This is a genomic window from Vreelandella sp. F11 (genome assembly GCF_042466685.1).
Lineage (GTDB): Bacteria > Pseudomonadota > Gammaproteobacteria > Pseudomonadales > Halomonadaceae > Vreelandella.
The window spans coordinates 630,780-655,842 of sequence record NZ_CP170448.1 but is presented as its reverse complement, the minus strand read 5'-3'; the positions used below and the strand labels follow the sequence as shown (position 1 = coordinate 655,842).

The window sequence follows — 25,063 nt, the reverse complement described above, 5'->3', positions numbered from 1 at the left end:
CAAACCCGGTATTATTTTATAAATGTAAACAAATACAGAAAGTTAAGGCGTTCACCAGACAGTTTTGAGTACGTATAACGCCCTGAGGAGCTCCCCATGACCACACTCTGCAGCGCATTTGCACCAAAAAGATGCATTCAGGAAGCGTTTGATGCCGATGAGCACGCGCAAAACCTGACGCGCTGGCAGCAGGAGTACGACCAGCTTAGTCCTGGCAGCTTCTATGGTCGCCTGGATGAAGTGGCACTTGAAACCATGCAGGTGTTTAAGGAGTACACCGGGCAGGCGCTACGTCAGGATTGCCGGGTGTGGCCAAACTCGCTGTGGATCGGGATTCCTACCACTCGCCAAGGTACGCGTATCAATGGTCAACCGCTTAGCGCGGGCGAGGTGATGTGCCGCCCTGGCGGGAGGGACTTTGAACTGGTAACCCCCGAAACCTTCGATATCTATGGACTAGTGATTCAACTGCCAGCACTAGCAGAGGCCGCCCAACGGCAGGGCGTGAGCTTGGATAAGCACTGGCAGGAGAGACCGCGTCGGCCTGCGCCCAAGGAAACACTGAATGCCGTATCGTTTCTTATCGAACGTTTACTCACCAGCCAGACGCTGACGATCGCCAGCCATATTCATCAAGATATTCTGCTTATGGCGCTGCTGGAACTGCTGCAAGCCGAGCAGCCTAGCGCTGAGCTGCCACCCAGCTATGCTCACCGCAAGGAAGTGGTTGACCGCGTTAAGCGCTATGTTGACGAGCACTTGGATGGCCCAGTGACCATGGAGGAGCTTTGCCAGCTAACCCATGTTAGTCGCCGCACGCTGCAATACAGCTTTACGACCATTTTAGGCATTAGCCCACTACAGTTTTTACGCCTGACACGACTGAATCGCGTACGCAGGGCACTGCGGGCAGCATCGTCGGAGCAGTCGGTAACCGACATAGCCACCTATTGGGGCTTCTGGCATCTGGGGCAATTTGCCCATGACTACAAGCAGCAGTTTGGCGAGTCGCCTTCGCAAACGCTTAATGGGAGAGCATTTTGAGCCAATAGCGGCTAGGCAAGACAAGCCAGCCTCTCAGCTGGCCTGATTGAGGGCGGTAGTTATTAAACGCGCGCCATTTTGTTTAATTAAAGGTTGGCAGGTGCTTGGATTCACGCCCTGGCAGACCACAATCAAACCAACTGTGGTGCGCCTTGCTGTCGTCCCAAATATGATAGTGCAGCTGCGACAGCATCACCGGGTCATCTAGAAAATCCAAACGCTCCAACCGACTCATCGCCGCTGGCCCCATCCTTACTCCGCGTGCCACCCGCTCGGCTCGACGTCGACGTATGGGTTCGACATCGGTATGCCGTGATGTAGCTAAGGCAGTGGCCAATGCATTGGGTACGGGGTCTACCACCACTTGGGCAAAGGAGGGCGCCGCCATTCCTGTGTTCATGCGAGAGAGCAAGCTCACCATGCGCCGCAGTACCCGTGGCGGTTGCGTTTCGTCGGGAATCCGGAACAGCCGCCTTTGGAAGCAGAACCGCCCTAACGAGACACGGCTCGACAGCGCCGATACCGGGATCGAAAGCATCAATGCGACGACGATGGGCGAGAGCCACCAAAGAAATGTCGGCTCCATAACGTAAACACCCGCGGCCCACACAGCTCCTATTAGGGTTTGACTCCAATGAGCGCGGAAGGCATCCCCCCAGGTCGTGTCGCTATTTTCCCGTGATGGTGAGCGCCACTGAACCGCCCACCCCATTAATGACGTGAGCACAAAGCGAGTGTGAAACAGCATCCTGACTGGCGCCAATAGCATCGAGAATAGCGACTCAAGCACCATGCTTGCCAACACCTTGAGTGGCCCGCCAAATTGACGGCTACCCTGTATCCACACCAGCAATACGCTGAGCAGTTTAGGCAAGAACAGCAGTATTGCCGTCACACCAAACAACCCCACCGCTAAGGTGGGGTTCCACTGCGGCCAAACAGGAAACAGCATCCCCGGCTCAGGAAAGTAGTCGGGGGTACTAAACGTATGCACGGCTAAAAGTGCGGTAGAGAGAACTAAGAAAAGACACCATAGCGGCGCTGAAAGATAAGACATTAAACCGGTCAGGAAAACGGCACGATGCACGGGGTGAATGCCTTGCGAAAAAAACAGCCGGAAGTTCATCAAATTGCCGTGGCACCAGCGTCGGTCGCGATTGAGCTCATCGAGCAGATTAGGTGGCATTTCCTCATAGCTGCCCTCCAGTTGGTAGGCAATCCATACCCCCCAACCGGCGCGGCGCATCAGCGCTGCCTCGACAAAATCATGGGATAAAATCTCGCCCGACATGGAGCCTTTACCGGGCAGTGGCGCCAGGATGCAGTGCTGCATAAACGGGGCTAGGCGAATGATCGCGTTATGGCCCCAATAGTGCGACTCACCTAACTGCCAAAAATGCAGCCCGGCGGTAAACAGCGGCCCGTAAACCCGCGTCGCAAACTGCTGCATGCGAGCGTATAAATTGAGACGTCCGGAAGCACGTGGCGCCGTTTGGATAATACCCACATTGGCGTGCACCTCCATCATTTGCACCAGCCGGGTAAGGCATTGGCCACTCATGACGCTATCGGCATCCAATACCAGCATATAGCGATAGAGTGCTCCCCAGCGTCGGCAAAAATCGTCAAGGTTACCGCTCTTACGTTTCACACGACGCTGTCGACGGCGATAGAAGACCTGTCCGAAGGCCTCTAGATCGCGGCACAACACCAACCAGGCATAGGTTTCTTGAATGGCAGTATCGGGATCGGACGTATCGCTGAGGATGAAGATATCAAAATGCCGATCATTACCCGTGCTGCGCAAAGACTCCAGGGTGGCGCGCACCCCGGCAAATACCCTGGCAACGTCCTCGTTGCAGATGGGCACCAGCAACGCTGTACGTGCCTCATCATCAATCGGCTCGTCACCCACCTCGCTATCAATGGCGTAGCGGTCATGGCGTCGTAATAGCTGGAAAAACCCCATCAAGGCCGTCCAAAACCCTGCGGATACCCAGGCGAATAGCAGCACAAACAACGATAGGATAGTGATCTCAAGCCACTGTAGGCCTTGGCCGGGGAGTACGGTACGCATCTGATTGGCGGCGATGATACTTTGACCAAAAATCAGCACCAGCAAAATCCAGCGACGCCTTGAGGCGACCCACTTCCAAGACGCGGAGGGTGACGCTCTTCTGCGCCGACGGAAATCTCCGTTAGCCCAGCGCTTGAAACGTCGGCCGATATTCACAAAAGGATTAGTCGACCACTGCTGGGGGGCCAGCGGCGTTCGCTTCATCGCTGGCGCAGTGCGGAGTCGTGTAATGCCCGACGTGTCCGTTGACAGCACTTCCGGTGGCGCTAGTGGCGGCTCTGCATAGGCAAGCGCCAAGCGCCTACCCACTGACAGTGCTGCCGGGTCATCACTCTCTTTACTCTGCCAATCTCTCTCTCCACCCAACGCCGCATGCAGCGAAGCCATTTCGTGTTTATCAAGATCACCGACCAGTAACTTGTAGCGCTCCTCACGATCCTGGGTCTCCAACGCCAACCGCTCTAAATAGATATCCGTTGGCGTTGCCTGCAAAGAAGACATTGTTTCAGCCATTGGCGGGCAACCTATAGTACCAAGTCTCAGATAGTGGCTTGCCATCAAGCATTAGCTTGGCCCTGATATCCAAAGGCTGATTACCGTTATTGCGCTTCACGTTGACAAACACGCGCCAACCGTTAGTGGCCGGATTATGCACAACGCGGCTATTAGCCAATTCGCCACTCTCGCCGACGCTGGCTTCAACGCTTAGATTGGCACCGTTGCCGATACCTTCAAGCGAGGGCCCGACAAAGTCGAGAACGAAGGCGAGTGTCCCGTCGGGCTCACGCACCAGGTCATCGCGAATCACCTCCCCCCGTGAGCGACGCGTCTCTGCAACCCAGGCAAGCTCAGGATCAAGGTGGCGGCTTTCACTTGCAGTGAACGTAATACGGTAATCGAATGCCAGCGGTGCGCCTGGCTCATGGGGTTCATCAGACAGCCACATCGAGACGATGTTGTCGTTGGTCTCGTTGTCTGTCGGAATCTGAATCAGCTCAACGCTACCGGCTCCCCACGCGTTGCGTGGCTCAATCCAGGCGCTTGGGCGCAAATCATAACGTGCATCAATATCCTGATAATCGCTAAAATTATGGCCGCGCTGCATCAAGCCATAACCGCGTAACTGAGGTGCTGCATGCCTATTCATCATCAATCTGGCCGGATTGGCTAGCGGGCGCCAGAGCCAGCCATTCTGCGCATCACTGATTAAGAGCCCATTCGAGTCATGCATGGCCGGGATATAGTGTTGTGTCGAGGAAGGCTGCTCCGGGCCGTAGAGATACATACTGGTTAGCGGTGCAATCCCCAGCTTCTCAACTGCCCGACGCAGATATAGCCGCGACTGTACGTCGACTAAAGTATCTTCTCCGGGACGTAGGACGAAGCGGTAGGCACCGGTAACGCTAGGCGAGTCCAGCAGGGCGAAAATCGTCAAGTACTGACTTTCTGGGCTTGGTTCGACAATCCAAATTTCGCTAAAGCGGGGGAACTCTTCGCCCGAAGATAATCCTGTGTCAACGGCCAACCCTCGTCCTGAAAGACCGTAAACCTGACCACTTCCCACCGCGCGAAAATAGCTTGCGCCCAGAAATACCATCACCTCATTACTATCAACACCGTTGGGTGAGTGATTGATTCTGACGCCAGCGATACCCACGCCATCGCTCTGCTTAACATCGTCGGAGATGTCTAAATCACCGTAGGTAAAATCGTCGGGGTTGTAAGCAAAGGCGTGAACCTCGCCCGCCTGATCAATACTGTTTAATTGGATAGCACTGTCATAATGCATTCCTTCAGGGATAAAGCTCAGCGTGAAAGGTGCGCCTTTACCGCTCCATACGTCGCGATCACGTTTGAACTGTATTTGCGAATACTCGGTATAGCTGAGTTCACGCAACTGATCCGGCAAGGACGTTTCTGGGGCACGGTAGCCCTGCTGGGCGAGCTCCTCTGCTCTTCTGGCGACATCATCGAAGCCAAACGCCAAAGCCTCAGCAGGGAGGCTTCCAACCAGTAACCCGCCTAGTACGGCTACTGAAAAAAAGCCTTTTCGGCGTGAAAGTATATTTCGCAGGGTCGATCCACTCATTTAGCGTAATGCTCCTGTACAATCCTTTGACTGAATTCAAATTCGCTTATTTGCCGAACCGACATACGATAGAGTCCTTTCGATCAGCTAAATGCGTCCTTTTGCTATTGCTCACCATCGCTAAAGCACACACCGTGAGCGCATATGAAGTTGAGATTACAGCTTAGGTATAGCATGAGTCTAGACTACTTGGCACCCTGACTGGCCGGGCTTTTTGAAAGGACTGAAGAAAAAATTAGAACTTGCTCAATATGTTGAGCAAGTGTGATTAGGCGCTATAGTAAGGTGGTCGTCTACAGACTTAAGCCTTTTTTCTGAAAACTATTGTAAGCCGCAGTAGCCATACTGGCATGCATAATCTTTCATGACCTAGCTGCCTAGGCTAACTGAGCCAACGCTGGGCAAACTGTGCAGCTGCCAATGGCCGATCAAAGTAGTAGCCTTGCCCCTGGGCACAGCCCATTGCGAGCAATGCGTTAATCTGGTTTTGGTTTTCAATCCCTTCCGCAATGGTCTCTAGACCCAGCGTATTCGCCATGGCAATAATCGTAGCCACAATGACACGGTCATTGTCGCTGGTGAGCATATCGCGGACGAAGGAGATATCGATTTTGATTTTATCGGCGGCAAAGCGCTTCAGGTAAGCAAGCGACGAGTACCCGGTGCCAAAATCATCAATGGAAAGCCCTAACCCCTTGCTCTTTAACACTTCAGTAATTGCAATTGCCTTTTCAGGGTTCTCCATGATGCCGCTTTCGGTAATTTCCAGACTCAGCTGTGACGCTCCAACGGCGAACTGGGAACAGCGATTGAGCACACTGGCGACCAAGTCATCCTCTTCAAACTGCTGGGCAGTAATATTAATCGCCAACTGCCCAGGCATAGAGCGCCCCTGCTCTCGCCATGCGGCAAGCTGCCTGCAGGCTTCTTCAATGACCCAGTTGCCAAGCGCAACGATCATGCCGCGCTCTTCGGCAATGGGGATAAATTTGCCCGGTGAAACCTGGCCCAGCTCCTCATCGTGCCACCGGCACAGCGCCTCGGCGCCAATTAACCGGCCGCTGTGTAAATCTACCTGAGGCTGAAAATGCAGACTCAGCTGTTTTTCTGCAATGGCTAACGCTAAGCGTTTAGCGATATGCAGCTGTTCCGCCACAATGCGCTCCATCCAGGGCTCAAACACGCATACGGGAAGCTTTTGCCGTTTCGCTTGGTACATGGCAATGTCGGCGTGTTTCAGCAACTCTAATGGTGTTGACGCATCCTGGGGATAAAGCGCGAGGCCAATGCCCACGGAAAGTTCGAAAGAGTGTTGCTCAACCATAAAGGGCAATGCGATGCTGTCACACAGACGCTGAGCCGTCGCTAACGCGCTGTTTGCCTGGACACCTGGGCATACCACCACAAACTCATCGCCACCTAAACGGGCCAGGTACTGCCCCTCCGTTAGCGACGCCGCAAAGCGTTCAGCCACGGCCTTGAGCACTAAATCGCCCAGGTCGTGGCCAGCGGTATCATTAATCTCTTTGAAATGATTAAGATCCAGCAGCAATAGCGCCAGTTCAGTAGTTTTTGGATCAGCAACCACGCTTTCTAAGTGGCGCATAAAGGCCGCCCGATTGGGCAATTGGGTGCCAGAATCACAAAAAGCCAATTGGCGAATGCGTACTTCGTCTTGCTGGCGCTCTAGCTCTGAAGCTGCCCGCGCGGCGAATATCTGCAGTACATTGCGTACGACTTCCACATCGTCCAGCGGCTTTTTAAACATAACGCCAACAAGCCCCATGGGCTGGCCATGGCTATCATCCAACCGCCGCCCAACGTAGCCGTTTACCCATGAAAGCGCTCCATTAGTCTCGGCAGGCAGCATAATGGCGGCGCCCTCGTGCACGATACACTCCTGCTCTATCATGACCTTGTGGCAAGGCACGCCGGGAAGATAATAAGCAAAATTATCCTGGCACTGGCCATTGATATATAGCGTTAAAGTATGAGCAATATCGGAATCCTGCTCATCCAGCAACGCTATAAACCCCACTTCGGCAGATAACGCCTCAGCCATATGGGCGGTTAGTTGATGCAGAAACGCTTCGCCATTTTCCGCTGATACGGCAGTGGCCACGCTAACAACAGCGTGTTGGAAACGTTGCTGCTCATGAAGGGTGTTAATCAAATCTTCGTTGTATTGACCAATGCGCTGCAGCGCTAGCTTTTTATGCAACAGACGTTCGCGTGTTTGGCTCTCCGCTAACTGGCGCGCCAATTCGGCGCCTGCCAACGCCGCAGCGATACGTAAAACTTCTTCGGCATAGGGAGGGAGCCCCAGAGTAGAGGAGTGCATCAGCACAATAGCGCCCAAGAAGCCACCGCCAGGCGCCGCAATAGAGATGCCCAGATACCCTTCTGCTTTCAGAGCCGCCAGGCGTTGATCCTTCGGAAACTGCTCGCAAATCTGAGAAGCGACAAACAGACGTGAGTGGAGGGCGACTTGCTGACATGGTGTGTCTTGGAGCGAATAGGGGGCCATCTCAATGAATTCACCTTGAGACCAGGCCGCCAGCGTTGTCGAAGTACGCTGGTGGCTATCAACATGCTCAACAGCAGCATGATCAACCCCGAGAATATCCGCCAAGGATCTCACGAGGTGATGAAAAAAACCCTCTTCACTGGCGTAGGACAATTTATCCACCAACTGTCGAAAAATCTCTGGTGCAGAAGTAGGGGGCATGCTATTAAGCGCCTTCAGATTTAAACATCAAGCTTCTATCCCGTTTTTCTTGAACACTCTATTTGAAAAACACATCTGCGTGCCGCACAAACGTTTTTCGAAAGCCTTTTCAAACGCTACAACTTATAAAAAAATTCCCATTCAACCCTAACTACATTTCTTTTAAAACATTAGTGCCAATTTTAAAAACAAACTCAACTCAAATAAAAATACTCAACCTATTCATCTGTTACCTCTCGAAACACCTTCAGCCGTGCACTCCATAGCTGTGGTTTTTCATTTACCCATCTATGTTTTTTGGATATTCGATTAAATTCCCATCAGCCAAATCATACATTTCAGCGAGTAAGAAAATGAAACAAAAAGTAACAATCAGCATCCAAATCAACCTTAGAAGATGATATTCAACCTAAACAGTCCTTCATGTCAATAGGTCGTTCCTCAACCATCTAGGTCTAATGGAGGGCATCGTGAATAAAACAGAACAGAAACGGCTAGCGGGCAGTATTGGCCGAGCCATTGCAAAACAGCGGGTTCGCAGTCAATTGACCCAAGAAGAGGTTGCCGAGCGCTTAGGTGTTGGCAATGAAGCCGTTTCGCGGATTGAGCGCGGGCGGGTGATTCCCAATATCGTGCGCTTAATCGAGTTAGCTGAAATTTTCAACTGCGAAGCCGCGGAGTTGCTTGGTCAAGCAAGCTTTCATATTGATGACCAGTCAAGCAGAATGATGCAACTTTTAGCCCCTTTAAACCAAAATGATCGAAAGCTAGTGATCGATATTGTTGAAAACTTAACGACACGCCTTCAAAAGGGGTAAAATATATAATAGCAAGTACTCAACCATTAGCTATAAAGCGGCTAATAACGATTAACTATTATTATAAAAATCAACTTTTTTTCAAACTCAACAACTCGGGTTCAATATAACCAAAAACCCCACTGTGTAATACCAACCTTATAAACGAGCACCACACTGTCAGTGCACTATTGGTTGAATAACGGCGTTTATGCTATAGGTAACCCGTCACCACCGTTCAGCCATCGCAGCGCTGCGCTGCAAAGAGGCGCTATGCTCAACACCACTGCCTGGAACCGACTGCGCTATACGGTTTACGCACCTTTTTACGATCAGGCCGCGGCACGCGTGTTTCGCAGGCCGCGGCGCATTGCGCTTGGCCAGGTGGACTGGGAGCCCGGTATGCGCGTTCTGCTGGTAGGCGCAGGGACAGGGTTGGATCTGCCTTTCCTGCCCCAGGACATCGAATTACACGCCACTGATATAGCTCCTGCCATGGTCAAGCGAACGGCTAAACGGGCCGCAGCACTTAATAGAGATGTGGAGTGCGGTGTGATGGATGCCGAAGCACTCAGTTATCCCGAGGAGCACTTTGATGTAGTCGTTATGCACTTGATTCTGGCGGTGATGCCGAACCCACGACAAGGTCTTGCCGAAGCGCACCGAGTGCTTAAAACCGACGGACAACTGTGCGTAATGGATAAGTTTCAGCCGGATTCACAACCTGCAGGGCCAGGGCGGCGCCTCTTGAACCTACTAACATCAGCCCTTGCAACCGACATTACCCGACAAGCGCAGCCTCTGCTCACCGACGCTGGATTCCAGATACGCCACGACGAACCGGTGCTAATGAATGGCCTATTTCGTGCACTCTTAGCCGCGAAGCCCACGCCACCTAACCGTTAAGCGTGTGACTTTTTACCGCTGTGTGTAGGCTAGCGGTTGCTATGTAAACTATCTAAGCTGTCTCTCTCTTTTACCGATGCCACTCGGATCCAGCGAATGACAGCCCCGCCCCGCTCTTCTACTCGCACTGGCAAACTGCTTTTTGCCCTGATTAGTCGCCTGCACCTCTATATCGGCCTCTTCGTCGGCCCTTTTATACTGATTGCGGCCCTCTCCGGCATCGCTTACTTACTCAGCCCTCCGCTTGAAGAGTGGTTTTACCACGACACTCTGTATGGGGTTAACCAGGGAGAGGGTCAACCACTTGCCGAGCAAATTGCTGCGGCACAACGCTATCTGGGCAACGCCACTTTGCCAAGCGCAGTCCGCCCGGCCCCAGAACTCGGCAGCACGACCCGACTGATGTATAGCGAGCCAAGCCTGGGCCCATCTGAACACCGTGCTGTATTCGTTGACCCCATTTCGCTGAAAGTGACTGGTGACACAACGGTTTACGGTACCAGTGGCATCTTGCCACTACGCACCGCGATTGATCACTTTCACCGTCAGTTGTTAATGGGTAACGCAGGTCGTCTTTATAGTGAACTGGCCGCCTCATGGCTATGGGTGGCTGCGCTAGGCGGCGTGCTGCTGTGGATTCGTCAGCGCCACTCGCTTAAAGCGCTCGTGGCTCCTCACAGGGCTCGCCGACGCCACGCGATGCTTGGGCTGATACTCTCGCTGGGGTTACTGTTCTTTTCAGCCACCGGTCTTACGTGGTCACAGTGGGCGGGGGGTAATATTGCGGAGCTTCGTCATGCCTGGGGCTGGGGCACGCCAAGTGCTTCGACGGCGTTGAACGATACCGATAGCCAAGTCGTTGACGAACATGCCGAGCATCACGGCCATATGTCCATGGTGGCCACGTCTATTACGCCAGAAGATTTCGATCGGGCACTGAATGCTGCTCGTCAGGCGGGACTCAGCGCAGCGCGCATTCAATTAACGCCCCCAAGCACTCCCCAGCAGGCATGGCGGATAGCGGAAATTGACCGCCAATGGCCCACTCAGGTAGATCAAGTGGCGCTGCATCCACACTCAATGGCAGTGACCGATCAAACCGACTTTGCCACTTTTCCATGGGCCGCCAAACTCACCCGCTGGGGGATTGATCTGCATATGGGGGTACTGTTTGGTATTGCGAATCAAGTCGTACTGGCGTTTATCGCCGCCGGGCTTGTGACATTGATCGTATGGGGTTATTTGATGGCCTGGCGGCGGTTACGCTCAGCAAGCGGTCAGCGCTTTCCGACGGTGGCTGAGCCGTTTTGGCAATTGCCGCTCTCGGCCAAAATAGGCCTGCTGGCAGGCGCTATTGCAGTGGGCCTGGCGCTGCCTGTCTTGGGCGCCAGCCTAGCGATTTTTGTGGTGATCGATGCGCTGCGCTGGAGTATTAAAAAGCGGTATCCTGCCCGCACGCTAAATGCACGCCATTCGAATACCATGAGGTGAACGATGCCCAAAGCCCCCGTTAAGCGCTTTCGCCGCTTACCCGATGACAAGCAGTCGCGCATCATTGAAATGGCCTGGGAAGACCGCACGCCATTTGAAGCCATCGAAACACTGTTTGGCCTTGCCGAGCCGGATGTCATCGAGGTGATGCGCCACCAACTCAAACCCGCTTCGTTTCGCCTATGGCGCAAACGTGTCACTGGCCGTACGACCAAGCACCAAGCCCTGCGCTCGCCGGGTGTTGTAAGGGGCTATTGCCCGACACAGTACAAACAATAATCAACTAGCACCTATAAAAATGACCGCGTCTGCTACAAAAGAAGCCTTCCTCTAAGCGGCTTAATTGTTATATTATCACATAACATAAAACCCGTTTAGAGGCGACTTAGCAATGACCGCATTTACTCCCTTGCCCGTGACAGTGCTCTCGGGTTTTTTGGGTGCCGGTAAAACCACCGTGCTCAATCATATTCTGGCCAACCGCGAAGGTCGCCGTGTCGCCGTGATCGTTAACGATATGAGCGAGGTAAATATCGATGGCGCACTGGTGCGCGGCGGATCTGGCGAGTCGACGTTGGACGGCGACGTGGCACTTAATCGCAGTGAGGAACGGCTGGTAGAAATGAGCAACGGCTGCATCTGCTGTACCCTGCGCGAAGACCTGCTAGAGGAAGTCAGCCAGTTGGCCCGGGAAGGCAAGTTCGATTACCTGGTCATTGAGTCCACTGGGATTTCCGAGCCGCTGCCCGTGGCGGAAACCTTCACCTTTGAAGATGAAAGCGGCCAGAGCCTCTCCCACGTCGCCCGGCTGGATACGCTAGTGACCGTAGTGGATGGCGCTAACTTTCTTGAACAGTACCGCGAAGCACAAAGCCTCGCTGAAGCGGGGGAAAGCTTAGGCGAAGACGACGAGCGCAATGTCGCCGACCTGCTGGTCGATCAAATCGAGTTTTGCGATGTGCTGTTGATCAGCAAGACTGACCTGATCAGTGAGAAAGAGATAGCAGCGCTGAAGGCTATCCTGCACTCGCTGAACCCCGACGCGGAGATGGTACCCATCACTCAAGGCGGCGTGCCGCTCGATAAAGTACTGGATACCGGCAAGTTCAATTTCGAGCGTGCCCAGTTGGCACCAGGCTGGCTAAAAGAGATGCGCGGCGAGCATGTACCAGAGACCGAAGAGTACGGGATTGGCAGCTTTGCTTATCATGCCCGTCGCCCCTTTCATCCGCAGAAATTCCACGATCTGTTGAACCAGGAGTGGTTTGGTAAGGGCCTGCTGCGCTCGAAAGGCTTTTTCTGGCTGGCCACTCGTCCTCAAGCCGCCGGTCAGTGGAGCCAGGCAGGCGGCATCGCCCACCACGGCCCAGCCGGGGTATTCTGGAAGGCAATCCCTGAAGAGCGCTGGCCAACCGACCCCGAAACGCGTCAGTTTATTATGGAGAAGTGGCAGGAGCCGTTCGGCGATATGCGCCAGGAGCTGGTGTTTATCGGCCAGAACCTGGATCAAGCCAAAATGCGCGAAGCACTGGACGCCTGTCTATTGAGCGAAGCCGAGCTGCTGGAAGGCATGCAAGCGTGGAAGAAGCTACCCGACCCCTTCCCTGCCTGGGAGTAACCTGGCTGGCTACTCAGCCCCCACTGCCCAGTGCTGCTGCATTTGTAGGAAGGTAAGCGACGCCGACCAGGTAATCAGCATGAACCCGATCAGGCCTTCGGTGCTGAGAAGCAGGCGGATACTACCCTCGGGGGTTAGATCACCAAAACCGAGGGTGGTATAGCTCGTTGCCGATACATAGAGATAATCCCACAGTGCTACCGTTTCACTGCCGGAAAGCTGCCCCGTTTCCGGTAGGTATTGCAGACCTACCAACGCAAGAGCAAACAGACAAATTTCGGCCACATGCGCTCCAAACAACGAGAACATTAGGACTAGAAAACGCCGTCTTAGCGTTAACGGCCAGTACTCAAGTTTGCGGCTCACCCGAATGGCCACTTCAAAATGCACCACCACACTGGCCAGTACCGCTATCGCCGTAATAACAATGGCCGCCCCAGTTCCACTTAACATTGCTGCTCCCTGCTTTGATGCTCTTGAAAGAGCTTAAGCGTAGTCAAGGATCTGAAAATAAAAAAAACCTCCCAGGCTAATGTTAGCCTGGGAGGTTATTCACGACGTTGACGGGTTAATTACTGCAACATGCTGGGCAACCAAGTCGCCAGACCCGGGAACACAATAAGTACCGCGACCAGCAGCATCGAACAGAGGATGTAGGGAATCGCCGCCGAGTATATTTCACTCATGGTAGTACCCGCAGGCGCGACACCTTTCATCACAAAAAGCAGCAGCCCTAACGGTGGCGTTGAGAAACTGATTTCGAGAGCCAATAAAACAACGATCCCGAACCACACTAGATCAAACCCCAGCGCCTGGGCCAGCGGAAAGAAGATCGGCACGGTCAGCATCATAATAGAGATCTGCTCCATAAAGGTGCCCAGCACCAGTAGCACCGCAAACATCGCCAGGAGCATCAGAATCGGCGACAGATCAAAACTGGTCGCCCAGCCGATCAAGCCACCCGAAGCGCCAGAGAAGCCGAGCAGCTGACTGAAGGTAGCCGAGCCAAACACGATCAGGTAGGCCATCAGCGTGACTTTAAGTGCCCCGGTGACCGAAAGCTTAAACGCCTCCCAGGTCATGCAGCGGAAAATAAACGCCAGGATAATCACGCCTAGCGCACCAAAGGCTGCGGCTTCTGACGGCGTGGCAAACCCAATCAGCATCAGCGTGACGATAATCACCATCACGCTGAGCATGGGTAGAATATCGGTCACGATCAGTTTGAGCTTCGCGCTCAGCGGCACCGGCTCAAGCTCATAATTCGGGGCGGCCAAAGGATCCAGCTTGGTTTGAATAAAGATGGTCGCGATATAGAACCCCGCCAGCGTTAGCCCTGGCAGAATACCGGCGATAAGCAGTGCGCCAATATCCACTTTCGCCAAGGTTGCTAACAGCACTGCCAGCGCGGAGGGCGGAATAATAATCGCCAGACCGCCAGTGCCCAGAATCGGGCCAATCGCCATTTTCTTTTTATAGCCCCGTCGCTCCATTTCCGGCACCAGTAGCGAACCCATTAATGCCGTAGAACCCATGGAGGAGCCGCTCAGCGTTGAGAACGCCGTCCCCCCCACCACTGTGACGTAAGATAAACGCCCCGGCACCTTGCCCATTAGCTGATCCACAGCGTTGAACATTTTCATGCCCAGCCCGGTGCGGAAAAACAGTTCACCCATCAATAAAAACAGCGGAATGGGCACCAAGTTAAAGCTGGAGAGTGCACCGAAACCGTTGTTGAGCATCTGTAAGATGCCGGTTTGGCCACCCATAAAGTGCCAAGCGCCAATCACGTTGGCGGCCAAAAACGCCAAAGCAATGGGGGTGCCAATGGCCATGAACAGGAGAATCAGCGAGAGTAGGAAAGCGAGCGCAAAGTACCATTCCATTATTCTTTAATCCCCGCTTCGCCGCTGTGAAGAATTTCATGGCCCACCACAAAGCGGCCAAATTCGATCGCCATCAGGGAAAAGCTGATGGGGAAGACGATGGTTAGTATCCATTTCGGCACAAAGAAAGCCCGTACGTCATAGTCAGTGCGCTCCATATTGAGCAGCACCAGATCAAGCCCCTTCCACGCCAGCACACCGCACACCACGACACAGAGCAGCGACACCCCACGGCTGAGGATATTCAGCGCTGCAGGTGGCAACACCGAGGTCAGCAGCTCGATATGCACATGCCCTTTTTGGCGCACCAGCCAGGGAGCTCCGAGTAAGGTGAGGTAGAACATGGCGTATTCGGTGGAGAGGAAAAACCACGCAGAAGGCTGAAGGCCTAAGTTACGAATCACCACCGAAAGCACCACGGCCACCATCAGCCAGACCAGCATGATGGCGGCCAGCAGTGCCATGCCGTTAAGCAGCAGCAGATAGCCGCGTTGTGCGTAGCGCATAAAAAACCCTAGAAAATAAGCCACACAAATAGGGCGCTCAATCGCTCGGCGCCCCTACGTTTCTATAGATCGTTGAATTTTTCGATCAGCGTATCGTAATGCTCAAGCCCCATGGGGTGGCGCTCCATCTGGCCGCGCATACGCTCCCAGGTGGCATCCCGGGCAGCGTCTGAGAAGCGCTGTGCTGCTTCGCCTTCCAGGGTGATGACCTGCATGCCATCAGCCTCAAGCTCGGCTTGCTGCTCTTTGGCTAATTCAGCCAGTTGTTCGGCGCTGTCGCGCTCATGCTCAATGGCGACTTCCTGAAGAATTTGCTGCGACTCTTCGCTGAGCTGGTTCCACTTATCCAGGTTAACGATCACCCCCATATCGGTAGAGAAGAAGGCAGGGTCAACCCGGTAGTTAAGGAAACGATCCCAGTTGAGGTCTTTCAGGCCAATCTGCGTCCAGCCGGTCGCGTTCACTACGCCTCGCTCCAGGGCCGCATAAACATCGGTGGTCGGCAGGCTGATTGGCTGCGCGCCCAGGTAGTCCTGGAAGAAGGCGTCATACACCGGGTTACTGCGTAAGCGTAGGCCCGAAACGTTTAGATTACCTTCGTCATCAATGGTGGGCTCATCAATGGTGTAGAAGTTGTAGCTGACCCCACTGTCGAACCAGCCCAAGTAGTAGGTGCCCATTTTCTCCTGATGAATTTCATTCAGCAGATCGATGCCGCCATTTTCACGGGCGAAAATAGCATTGGTATTGGAGGCCACCATGGCATCGCGCTCAGGCACGGTACCGGCGTAGAAGCTCGCGGCGGTGTAGGCCATATCCACCACGCCGTTGCGCACTGCGTCGGGCTGCTCGGAAAGACCAATCACTTCAGGGCCGCCGCGCACGTTAATTTGCACCACGCCTTCACCGCGCTCGTTGACCTTATCGACGAACTCTAAAAAGCTCTGGGTATAGATTAGCGAGGGAGGGAACGCATGCACCGCGTTAATTTGATCCAATGCTAGGGTCTGAGTGGACGCCAGGGCTGTTAACACGCCCAGGGTAAGCGTTACTTTTTTCATTCGTTAGTCTCCTGCACAAGGTAGTCTGCGTTATAGCGTTTATTGTTTCTGCTTCTTTCTTATAAGCTGTTTTTCTAAACGTCTGCTGTAAGCGTGCGTACTGTTTTTATGGAAATTCACTCCTGATATAGCGTCACTGCCGCTACCCTTTACCGATAATGGCGCTCTTTGGTGGCTGCGCCGCTGTCCAGGGGGACTGCGCTTCGTAGCGGGCTGCGAACTCGGTAATGGTTTCGGTATGTTGGCGGGTCATATCGATATCGTCCCAGCCATTAAGCAATTTGGTGCGCCATACAGGGCTGATGGAAAAATTCACCTCTACCTCAGCGACTCGAATGAGTTGCTTCTCCAAATCCACATAAATTGCGGCTGGCGCATCACCAAGGGCTGCCAGCAAACGCTCGGCCTCCTCTTCTTCCACGACCGCAGGCAGCAAGCCGTTATTGACGGCGTTTGAGGCAAAAATATCGCCAAAGCTCGGCGCCACCACGCAGCGAAAGCCGTAATCGACCAGCGCATACACCGCCGCCTCACGAGAGGATCCCGCACCAAAATTACGCCGACTGACCATCACCTCGGCCTTATCCGCGTTGGGGCGATGCAGTGTAAACTCTGGGTTGGGTATGCCCTGCTCGTCGTGGCGAACGTCGTAAAGCAGAAACTGGCCGTACCCTACGCTGCGCGGCTCTTTCATAAAGCGTGCAGGAATTAGCTGATCGGTATCCACGTTCGCTGCGGCAAGCGCCACCCCAAGGGTGTTCAATACGGTAATCGGTTGCATTAGCGCGCTCCTGAAGGCTGACCGGGTGAAGCAGCGGCCACTGGAAGCGTCCGTACATCCACCAGCCGTCCATTGACCGCCGCCGCCGCCACCATGGCAGGTGACATCAAGTGAGTACGCGCACCAGGCCCTTGGCGGCCCTTAAAGTTGCGGTTGGTGGTGGAGGCGCAGCGTTCACCGTTGGCGAGCAAATCACCGTTCATGCCTACGCACATGGAGCAGCCTGAGTGGCGCCACTCAAGCCCCGCATCGATAAAGATACGATCTAACCCCTCGGCTTCGGCTTGGTTTTTTACCAGGGTCGAGCCGGGTGAGACCATGCCGGGTACGCGGCTTTTGTGGCCTGCCAGCACGGCGGCAGCGGCGCGCAAGTCTTCAATCCGGGCGTTAGTGCAGGAGCCAATAAAAACCCGGTCAATTGTTATGTCGGTGAGTCTTTGGCCTGGCGTTAAGCCCATATACTCCAAGCTATCCCGAGCCTGGCGCGCTTTCGCGGGATCGCTCAGTTGCTCTGGGTCTGGCACAGCGCGATCAATCGGCAGCGCCTCTTCGGGCGAGACGCCCCAGGTCACCGTGGGAGCGATTTCGTCCGCATGCAGCGTCACTTCAAGATCAAAACGGGCGCCTGGGTCGCTGTAAAGCGTGGCCCAGTAGGCGCAGGCTTGTTTGAAAGCTTCCCCTTGCGGAATCCAGGGACGGTCACGCAGATAGTCGAAGGTGGTTTGGTCTGGGGCAATCATGCCGCAGCGACCGCCGCCCTCAATGGAGAGATTACACAGCGTAAGCCGCGCTTCCATGGAGAGCGAGCGGATCGCCTCGCCAGCGTACTCAATGGCATAACCCCTTGCGCCGTCGGCGCCTAAACGTGAAATCCAGGTCAGCGCGATATCCTTGGCAGTGATGCCTTCGGCCAATTGGCCATCCACGGTAATCCGCATCACCTTGGGTTTGCTCTGCCACAGGGTTTGCGTGGCCAGCACATGGGCCACTTCTGAGGCGCCAATGCCAAAGGCAATGCTGCCAAAGGCACCGTGGGTAGCAGTATGACTATCGCCGCACACCATGATCATGCCGGGCTGGGTAAGCCCCTGCTCGGGCCCTAACACATGCACAATGCCCTGGCGCGGGTCATCAAGGCCGAACAGCGTCACCCCGTGCAGCTGAGTATTGCGGGAGAGCTGCTCAATCATCGAACGCACTTTGGGGTCGGCAACGCCAGCCAAATCACGGGCTAGCGTCGGTACGTAGTGATCAGCAATGCCAAACGTTAAATCGGGTCGTGCAACGGGCAACGCGCGCTCAGCCAGTTTATTGAAGGCGTGAAAGGAGCCCTCGTGGACAAAATGGCGATCAATCCACAGAAGGCTCTGTCCGCTTTCACTGCGGTGAACCTCATGGGTGCGCCAAACTTTGTCAAACAGCGTTGTTGGGGTACTCATTGTCGTCGCTCGTTGCCTCGGCCTTCGTTGGACTTATCATTCTCACCCAATACAACTAGCGCAGTTTCACAACACAGGTCAAATGTATTTTTTATAATTTTAAATCTGTATTAAATTTAATACATTAAAAATATAAGCAAAATCTCTATCCATCCTTACCGCTAGTGGGCATTCCGCCCACTTTGGGCTCCCAGTAGCGGGAGTTATCGTCGCCGTTACGCTCCAGGTCTATCTGGAAGCGATAACGATCCGGACGGTAAAGTGCATCCAGATGTTCTACCCCCCGGCCCTGCTCATCAAACACCACACGGGTGAGTGAGATCAGCGGCGACCCCACGGCCACATCCAGCGCCTCCGCCACTTCATGGCTAGCCAAAGTCGCGGAAATCGATTGAGAAGCGTGGTCGACCTTTACCCCACTGCGCTCTAGCAGCACAAACAGCGGTGTATTGGCTAAATCCATCTCGTTGTAGTGCAGAGCAATCGATTCAGGCACGTGAGTGACCAGATGCGAAAATGGCTTATCGTCGACCATGCGCACCCGCACCGAGCGCTGAACTTTTACGCTCTGTGCCATACCCAGCCGCTCCCGGATCATTTCAGGCGGCAGCACATAGGCAAACTCCAGCAAACGCACCTGGGAGGCCTGGCTCATCTTGACCATATTGGGCATCAGATTAGACACGCTGGCGGTCATCACCGTGGCGTCCAGCGGTTGCTCCAACACCACCGTACCCACCCCGGCCTTACGCTCCACCATGCCTGACGACTGCAGCGCCTCCATGGCACGACGAACGGTTACCCGCGACACGCCATGCTGCTCTGCCAGCCTGTTTTCGCCGGGTAATTTACTGCCCGCAGGCAGCCGTCCACTCAAAATAGCGTCTTTCAGCAGCAGGTAGATGCGGTGTGATTTAGTGCCCCCCACCGCGGAGGATTGTGCCTCACTCATCCACGCCTCTCCTCAGGATGTTGTTCGAAAAATTCATATCATGCTTGACGCAGGGATAATAATAGACATAAAAATGTATTACATATAATACATATCGACAGCCAACTAATAACACAATTACTGCCCTTTGAAAGCCATTATTACAGAACCAGCACCCAGAAGTATCGCTAGCGGTGGGGTTTCAGATGAGCAGCGATTAGCCAGAGAGTAGAGCGTTATCTATGTCGGAAAACCACCATGAGAGAGACCACAGCGTCGAGCTAGTACGCGCTTTTTTAAGCGCTATGGAAGCTCGCGACCTGACTAACGCTGAGCAATACCTCGCCGCAGGTATCGTGATGCAGTTCCCCGGCTCGCCGCCCATGCAACGGTTAAGTGAGGTCGTGGAGTGGGCCCAAAACCGCTACCGCAGGGTAAATAAAACGCTTCACGCAGTAGACCTGTGCAACTACCCAAGCCAATGCGCTGGTTCTGTAATAGTCGTGTTTTGCCACGGCGAACTCACCGTGGAGTGGCTGGATGGCACTACCTCAACCTGCGTGCGCTTTATTGACCGCTTTGAACTCACCGATGGCCTGATTACCCGCCAGGATGTGTGGAACGACTTGGCGTTAGAACAGCCAGTCACCGCTAACATCTGAAGCCACTGCTCATGTTTTCCTACTCCCCTTTTTCCTAAAGTGACGAGATCTTTATGACACGCCAACACAGCGTTTCCAGCCAGACATCACAGCAAGTTTCACACCGGCGCAGCCAGCTTAAACAGCAGTTGCAGGAAAGCTCTATTGTCGTCGCCCCCGGCGTGTTTGACGCCCTTGGCGCTTCACTTGCCGAGCAGGCAGGCTTCGATACGGTCTACCTTTCCGGTGCCAGCCTGGCCTATACCCAGCTGGGGCGGCCAGATATTGGCCTACTCAGCATTACCGAAATTTGCACTGCGATGTCACATATTCGCGAACGCACCCACTTATCCGTGGTGGTGGATTGTGATACTGGCTTTGGCAACGCCATGAACGTGATGCGCAGCGTGCGCTTGCTGGAGCGTTCGGGCGCCAACGCCATTCAGTTGGAAGATCAAACCTATCCCAAGCGCTGCGGTCACCTGCGCGGTAAAACCCTGGTCTCCAAAAGCGAAATGGTGGGCAAGCTACATGCCGCCCTGGACGCCCGTGAAAGCGACAGCACGCTGATTATTGGCCGTACTGATGCACTTGGCGTGGAAGGCACCGACAGCGCCATTGAGCGCGCCCAGGCCTATTATGAAGCGGGCGTGGATATGCTGTTTATCGAAGGTATCCGTAGCGACGAAGATATCAGCAAAATCATGACCCAGTTCAAAGGCAAGGTGCCCATCATGGCTAATATGGTCGAAGGCGGCGATACCCCGCTGCAGAACGCCCAGGCCCTGGAAGACCTTGGCTTCTCGCTGGTGATTTTCCCCGGCGCGCTGGTACGGGCGATTACTCATATGGCCAGTCGCTTCTTTGCCACCCTGAAGCAGGACGGCACCACCGACGCCTTTCGCGACCAGATGCTCGATTTCAAACAGCTTAACGACTACTTAGGCACTCAAGCGATGCTGGAGCTTGGCGAGCAGTACGACAATCGCTAACGCTCGCTTCTCAACGTGTGCCGATGATTTATAAATAAGCAATTTCAGGAGACGACGATGCAGACCACCGACAAAACGGCGAAAGAGATTTTTAACGACGTTATGGCCAACCCCCAGCGGGTGCCGTTTGGCTTCGGCAATAAAGCGGTGCTGGTGAACGTTGACCCGCAAAAGGCCTATACCCGTACCGATCTCTTTAAAACTGCCTACGAAACCGATCCCAAACAGTTGGAGTACACCAACCAACTGGCCCGCGGTTTTCGAGAAAAAGGCTGGCCGGTGGTCTGGACTCATGTGGCTTTTTTGGACTCTGCCGAAGACGCAGGAGTGTGGGGTACGCGTACCGATACGCCGGATTCACTGCAGAACATCAAGTACGGCTCTGAGCGCGCCGAGTTCGATGAGCGCTGCGACATCGACCACGGCCGCGATGTGATCTACACCAAGCGCATGCCCTCGGCATTTTTTGAAACGCCGCTGCAGTCGCTGCTGGTGTGGCACCAGGTCGACACGGTGATTATTACCGGTGGTTCCACCTCTGGCTGTATCCGCGCCACCGCCGTGGAGAGCCTCTCCCGGGGCTACCGCACTATCGTGCCCATGGAGTGTGTAGCGGATAAACATGAGAGCTACCACTACGCCAACCTCACCGACCTGCACCTTAAATATGCTGACGTGCTGCCGGTTGCCGATGTACTCGCGTGGCTGAATGGCAACGCCTGAGACATCACAAACCACCGCTAAGCTTAAGAGGAGCCGGTTATGAAAGAGTCATTAGGCGTTTACGACTACTGGGCCTACGACCAGCGGCCCAAAATCGAGTGGCCCGGGGGCGCCAAGGTGGCCTTTTGGGTCGCACCCAATATCGAATACTACGAGCTTGATCCCCCGCAGAATCCACAGCGTAGTCCCTGGCCGCATCCGCACCCATCGGTGCCCGGCTACAGCATTCGCGATTACGGCAACCGGGTTGGCCACCAGCGTCAAATGGCCCTGCTGGAGAAGTACGGCATTCGCGGCTCGGTGTCGCTTTCCGTGGCGCTCTGCGAGCACCACCCCGAGATTATCCAGATGTGCAAAGAGCGCGACTGGGAGTTCTTCAGCCACGGCATCTACAACACCCGCTACACCTACGGCCTCAGCGAAGCCCAAGAGCGGGCGATGATCCGTGACAGTATGGAAACCATTCACCGCCACACCGGCCAGACCTGCGCGGGCTATCTGGCCCCTGCGCTCTCCCACTCGGAGCGCACCCTGGATCTGTTTGCCGAGGTAGGTGAAGAGTTATTCGGCGACAAAGGCGGGATTTACACCTGTGATCTATTCCACGATGACCAGCCTACGCCAATCAGCGTGCGCTCCGGCAAGCGGTTTATCTCCATGCCCTACTCGCTGGAGATGAACGACACCATCGTCTACGCCGTGAACAAGGTAGAGCCGCGCCAGTACGCCACCATGCTCAAGCGCCACTTTGACCGTCTATATGCCGAAGGCGCCGAGTCCGGCACCGTCATGTGCATCCCTACTCACAACTATCAGGTGAGCTGTCCGCACCGGATCAAGGCGTTTGAAGAGGCGCTTGAGTACATTACCGGCCATCCGGATGTGTGGGTCGCCACCGGCCGCGAGATTGCCGACTACTATCTGGCCAACTATTACGACGCCGCACTCGACAGTATCGCGGCCCAGGCCGCCACTCCAGGCAAACAGGGGTAACGCTATGGCGCTTAATGATGACTATCTCGACTACCCTTTACGCCGCCACGGCTACGACCATGAGCGCTATGCGTGGTCGATGCTGAGCGAACGCCCACCGGTCACCTGGCCCGAGGGCAAAACCCTGGCGGTATGGATCAATATCTCGCTGCAGTTCTACCCGCTTAACCAGCGCGGCAAGCCGTTTAAAGTGCCTAACGGCATGACCATGCCCTACCCGGACCTGCGCCACTTCTCGCTGCGGGATTACGGCAACCGAGTGGGAATCTATCGCGTGCTCAAAGCGCTGGCGGTGCACAACATCACGCCCACCTTCGCGATCAACGCGCAGTTGGCGGAGCAGACGCCCTATTTGGTGCAGCGCTTGAAAGAGCATGGCGGTGAATTTATCGCCCACGGCTGGAATATGGATCATCTACACTACGGCGGCCAGCCGATTGAAGAGGAGGCCGAGCTGGTCAAGCGCTCCGTTGAGACCCTGCGGCGCGTTACCGGCCAGCCTGTTCGCGGCTGGCTAAGCCCGGCCAAACACCAGAGCTTCAACACCCCTGACCTGCTAGCAGAAAACGGCATTGAGTACTGCGCCGACTGGGTCAACGACGATATGCCCTATGTTTGCAGCACTACGGAGGGCAGCCTATCCATGATGCCATTGGCCACTGAGATCGAAGACCAGTTTGTGATTGGCCAGAACCTGCACTCGGAAGACTCCTGGGTAACCCAGGTAAAAGACGCCTTCGATTTTCTGCTCAAAGAGTCCCGCGAACAGGGTGGCCGCCTGTTTGCCCTAAACCTGCACCCCTGGCTGGTGGGCCAGCCCCACCGCATTGCCTGTTTGGAAGAAGTGCTGGCCCATATCAGTGGCCACTCTGAGGTATGGCAGGCCCCGGCAGGCGAGATTCTTGATGCATTTCATCATGCAGCGGAGCAGGCGTAATGGCGATACTTCCCTATAACAACGACAGCTTTGATGCCCACCTACCGCTGCTGATTATTGGCGCGGGCGCCTGTGGCTTAGTCGCCGCACTGGCTGCCCAGGAAGCCGGTGTTGAACTTGCCGTTTTGGAGCGCGACGCGCTCCCACGTGGCAGCACCGCGATGTCTTCAAGCTTTATTCCCGCTGCCAATACACGTTTTCAGCATGCGCTAGGTGTCACTGACTCTGCTGAGGCTATGGCGGAAGATATCCAGAAGAAAAATGGGCATGAGGCAGACCCGGCGATCGTTGAGCTACTCGCCAGTCAATCTGGCCAAACCATTGAGTGGCTAGCGGATCAACACGGCGTGCCCTTTGAGCTGGTAGAAGGCTTTCTCTACCCAGGCCACCGCCATCTGCGCATGCACGCCACGCCACGGCGCACCGGCGAAGAGCTGATGGGTGCGCTGCTCAATGCTGCCGAAGCGGCAGGCATTGATATTCTGACCCAGGCACGGGTAGTGGATTTGCACGTGGATAACACCCAGCGCGTAAGAGGTGTCACTCTGGAGCGCCCAGATGGCAGCCGCGAAAGCATCGGCTGCGATGCGTTGATTCTGGCCTGCAACGGCTACGGCGGTAACGTTGACCTGGTGGAGCGCTACCTGCCCACACTCAAGCACGCGCTCTACTACGGCCATGAAGGCAATCAAGGTGATGCGCTGCTGTGGGGTCAAGCCATGGGCGCCAGTACCAAAGACTTGGGCGCCTGCCAGGGCCACGGCTCGCTGGCGACGCCCCATCAGATTTTGATTAGCTGGGCGCTGATGATGCAGGGCGGCATTCAGGTCAATCTAAACGGCGAGCGCTTCTCCAACGAGCATGGCGGTTACTCGGAACAGGCGGCCAAGGTCTTGGCCCAGCCAGAACAAATTGCCTGGAACCTTTATGACGCCCGCATTCATGAGTCAGCCCAGGCGTTTGAGGATTACCGTAATGCCCAGGAGAGCGGCGCGGTGCGAAGCTTTGCCAGCCTTGAAGAGATGGCGACTGGCTTGAGCCTGCCACTCGCCACACTGCAGGCTACTTTCACAACGATGCAGCAGCATGCCGAACAGCAAACGGCGGATGCGTTTGGCCGCCGTTTTGAGGCGGTGAACCTACTCAAGCCACCCTACTACGCTATTCGTGTGACCGGCGCGCTGTTTCATACCCAGGGTGGTTTAGAGGTAAATCGCACCGCACGAGTACTCAATACCCAAGGCCAGGCGCTGCCCAACATATTCGCCGCAGGCGGTGCTGCTCGCGGTGTTTCAGGCTCCAACGACAGCGGCTACCTTTCGGGCAATGGGCTGCTGAGCGCTGTGGTGCTGGGGGCTGTAGCGGGCAGAAGTGCCGCTGAGCTGCTTCATTTGAAGCTCAGTTCAGCAGTATTGCCCTAGGG

Annotated in this window: 22 protein-coding genes; 12 read left to right on the top strand and 10 right to left on the bottom strand. The window is 54.9% G+C overall.

Annotation, left to right across the window (positions count from 1 at the left end; translation table 11 throughout):
- The first annotated feature begins 96 nt into the window (after positions 1-96).
- Positions 97-1,044 (top strand): helix-turn-helix domain-containing protein, encoded by a 948-nt coding sequence (locus ACFIOZ_RS03010; RefSeq protein ID WP_386082178.1) that lies wholly within the window; start codon positions 97-99, stop codon positions 1,042-1,044.
- Positions 1,045-1,126: 82 nt separating this feature from the next.
- On the opposite strand, the gene mdoH is transcribed toward ACFIOZ_RS03010, so the two are convergent.
- The 3 genes from mdoH to ACFIOZ_RS02995 form a co-directional block, all read right to left on the bottom strand.
- A complete protein-coding gene (gene mdoH, locus ACFIOZ_RS03005; protein ID WP_386082176.1) occupies positions 1,127-3,634 on the bottom strand; it encodes a glucans biosynthesis glucosyltransferase MdoH in 2,508 nt (835 codons plus the stop codon).
- A complete protein-coding gene (locus ACFIOZ_RS03000) occupies positions 3,627-5,210 on the bottom strand; it encodes a glucan biosynthesis protein G (RefSeq protein ID WP_386082174.1) in 1,584 nt (527 codons plus the stop codon). The genes mdoH and ACFIOZ_RS03000 overlap by 8 nt, the downstream gene beginning before the upstream one ends.
- Positions 5,211-5,592: 382 nt before the next feature.
- Complete coding sequence (locus tag ACFIOZ_RS02995; protein WP_386082172.1) at positions 5,593-7,938, bottom strand: putative bifunctional diguanylate cyclase/phosphodiesterase; 2,346 nt, start codon at positions 7,936-7,938, stop codon at positions 5,593-5,595.
- A gap of 470 nt (positions 7,939-8,408) precedes the next feature.
- On the opposite strand from ACFIOZ_RS02995, the gene ACFIOZ_RS02990 reads away from it, so the two are divergent.
- From ACFIOZ_RS02990 to zigA, 5 genes are all read left to right on the top strand, one after another.
- Positions 8,409-8,756, top strand: coding sequence for a helix-turn-helix domain-containing protein (locus ACFIOZ_RS02990; RefSeq protein ID WP_386082170.1), 348 nt, complete (start codon positions 8,409-8,411; stop codon positions 8,754-8,756).
- A 252-nt stretch (positions 8,757-9,008) separates the two neighbouring features.
- The gene (locus ACFIOZ_RS02985; protein WP_386082168.1) at positions 9,009-9,641 is read left to right on the top strand and encodes a class I SAM-dependent methyltransferase; all 633 of its coding nucleotides are present in this window, start codon (positions 9,009-9,011) and stop codon (positions 9,639-9,641) included.
- Positions 9,642-9,737: 96 nt separating this feature from the next.
- The gene (locus tag ACFIOZ_RS02980; RefSeq protein ID WP_386082166.1) at positions 9,738-11,132 is read left to right on the top strand and encodes a PepSY-associated TM helix domain-containing protein; all 1,395 of its coding nucleotides are present in this window, start codon (positions 9,738-9,740) and stop codon (positions 11,130-11,132) included.
- Between the two features lie 3 nt (positions 11,133-11,135).
- Positions 11,136-11,411, top strand: a complete 276-nt coding sequence (locus ACFIOZ_RS02975; RefSeq protein ID WP_386082164.1) for a TIGR03643 family protein — start codon at positions 11,136-11,138, stop codon at positions 11,409-11,411.
- A 112-nt stretch (positions 11,412-11,523) separates the two neighbouring features.
- The gene (gene zigA / locus ACFIOZ_RS02970; RefSeq protein ID WP_386082162.1) at positions 11,524-12,750 is read left to right on the top strand and encodes a zinc metallochaperone GTPase ZigA; all 1,227 of its coding nucleotides are present in this window, start codon (positions 11,524-11,526) and stop codon (positions 12,748-12,750) included.
- A 9-nt stretch (positions 12,751-12,759) separates the two neighbouring features.
- On the opposite strand, the gene ACFIOZ_RS02965 is transcribed toward zigA, so the two are convergent.
- The 7 genes from ACFIOZ_RS02965 to ACFIOZ_RS02935 form a co-directional block, all read right to left on the bottom strand.
- Positions 12,760-13,203 (bottom strand): ion channel, encoded by a 444-nt coding sequence (locus ACFIOZ_RS02965; RefSeq protein ID WP_386082160.1) that lies wholly within the window; start codon positions 13,201-13,203, stop codon positions 12,760-12,762.
- A 119-nt stretch (positions 13,204-13,322) separates the two neighbouring features.
- The gene (locus tag ACFIOZ_RS02960; RefSeq protein ID WP_088698368.1) at positions 13,323-14,636 is read right to left on the bottom strand and encodes a TRAP transporter large permease; all 1,314 of its coding nucleotides are present in this window, start codon (positions 14,634-14,636) and stop codon (positions 13,323-13,325) included.
- The gene (locus ACFIOZ_RS02955; RefSeq protein WP_386082157.1) at positions 14,636-15,142 is read right to left on the bottom strand and encodes a TRAP transporter small permease; all 507 of its coding nucleotides are present in this window, start codon (positions 15,140-15,142) and stop codon (positions 14,636-14,638) included. The genes ACFIOZ_RS02960 and ACFIOZ_RS02955 overlap by 1 nt, the downstream gene beginning before the upstream one ends.
- Before the next feature lie 62 nt (positions 15,143-15,204).
- On the bottom strand, positions 15,205-16,203 hold the full coding sequence (gene dctP, locus ACFIOZ_RS02950) for a TRAP transporter substrate-binding protein DctP (protein WP_211596220.1): 999 nt from the start codon (positions 16,201-16,203) through the stop codon (positions 15,205-15,207).
- 142 nt (positions 16,204-16,345) lie between these two features.
- The gene (gene leuD, locus ACFIOZ_RS02945) at positions 16,346-16,984 is read right to left on the bottom strand and encodes a 3-isopropylmalate dehydratase small subunit (RefSeq protein WP_386082155.1); all 639 of its coding nucleotides are present in this window, start codon (positions 16,982-16,984) and stop codon (positions 16,346-16,348) included.
- Positions 16,984-18,423, bottom strand: a complete 1,440-nt coding sequence (gene leuC, locus ACFIOZ_RS02940; RefSeq protein ID WP_386082153.1) for a 3-isopropylmalate dehydratase large subunit — start codon at positions 18,421-18,423, stop codon at positions 16,984-16,986. The genes leuD and leuC overlap by 1 nt, the downstream gene beginning before the upstream one ends.
- A 145-nt stretch (positions 18,424-18,568) precedes the next feature.
- Positions 18,569-19,375: a GntR family transcriptional regulator gene (locus tag ACFIOZ_RS02935; RefSeq protein WP_386082152.1), complete on the bottom strand. Its 807-nt coding sequence runs from the start codon at positions 19,373-19,375 to the stop codon at positions 18,569-18,571.
- 221 nt (positions 19,376-19,596) lie between these two features.
- On the opposite strand from ACFIOZ_RS02935, the gene ACFIOZ_RS02930 reads away from it, so the two are divergent.
- The 6 genes from ACFIOZ_RS02930 to ACFIOZ_RS02905 are packed head-to-tail and all read left to right on the top strand — an operon-like array spanning position 19,597 to position 25,061.
- Positions 19,597-20,016 (top strand): nuclear transport factor 2 family protein, encoded by a 420-nt coding sequence (locus ACFIOZ_RS02930; protein WP_386082150.1) that lies wholly within the window; start codon positions 19,597-19,599, stop codon positions 20,014-20,016.
- A gap of 53 nt (positions 20,017-20,069) precedes the next feature.
- A complete protein-coding gene (locus ACFIOZ_RS02925) occupies positions 20,070-20,987 on the top strand; it encodes an isocitrate lyase/PEP mutase family protein (protein WP_386082148.1) in 918 nt (305 codons plus the stop codon).
- Positions 20,988-21,044: 57 nt separating this feature from the next.
- Positions 21,045-21,710 carry an isochorismatase family protein gene (locus tag ACFIOZ_RS02920; RefSeq protein WP_386082146.1) on the top strand — a complete coding sequence of 222 codons (666 nt, stop codon included), beginning with the start codon at positions 21,045-21,047 and terminating at the stop codon, positions 21,708-21,710.
- 39 nt (positions 21,711-21,749) lie between these two features.
- Positions 21,750-22,703 carry a polysaccharide deacetylase family protein gene (locus ACFIOZ_RS02915; protein WP_386082145.1) on the top strand — a complete coding sequence of 318 codons (954 nt, stop codon included), beginning with the start codon at positions 21,750-21,752 and terminating at the stop codon, positions 22,701-22,703.
- A 4-nt stretch (positions 22,704-22,707) separates the two neighbouring features.
- Positions 22,708-23,640, top strand: a complete 933-nt coding sequence (locus tag ACFIOZ_RS02910; protein WP_386082144.1) for a polysaccharide deacetylase family protein — start codon at positions 22,708-22,710, stop codon at positions 23,638-23,640.
- Positions 23,640-25,061 carry an FAD-dependent oxidoreductase gene (locus ACFIOZ_RS02905; RefSeq protein WP_386082143.1) on the top strand — a complete coding sequence of 474 codons (1,422 nt, stop codon included), beginning with the start codon at positions 23,640-23,642 and terminating at the stop codon, positions 25,059-25,061. The genes ACFIOZ_RS02910 and ACFIOZ_RS02905 overlap by 1 nt, the downstream gene beginning before the upstream one ends.
- The last annotated feature ends 2 nt before the right edge of the window (positions 25,062-25,063 follow it).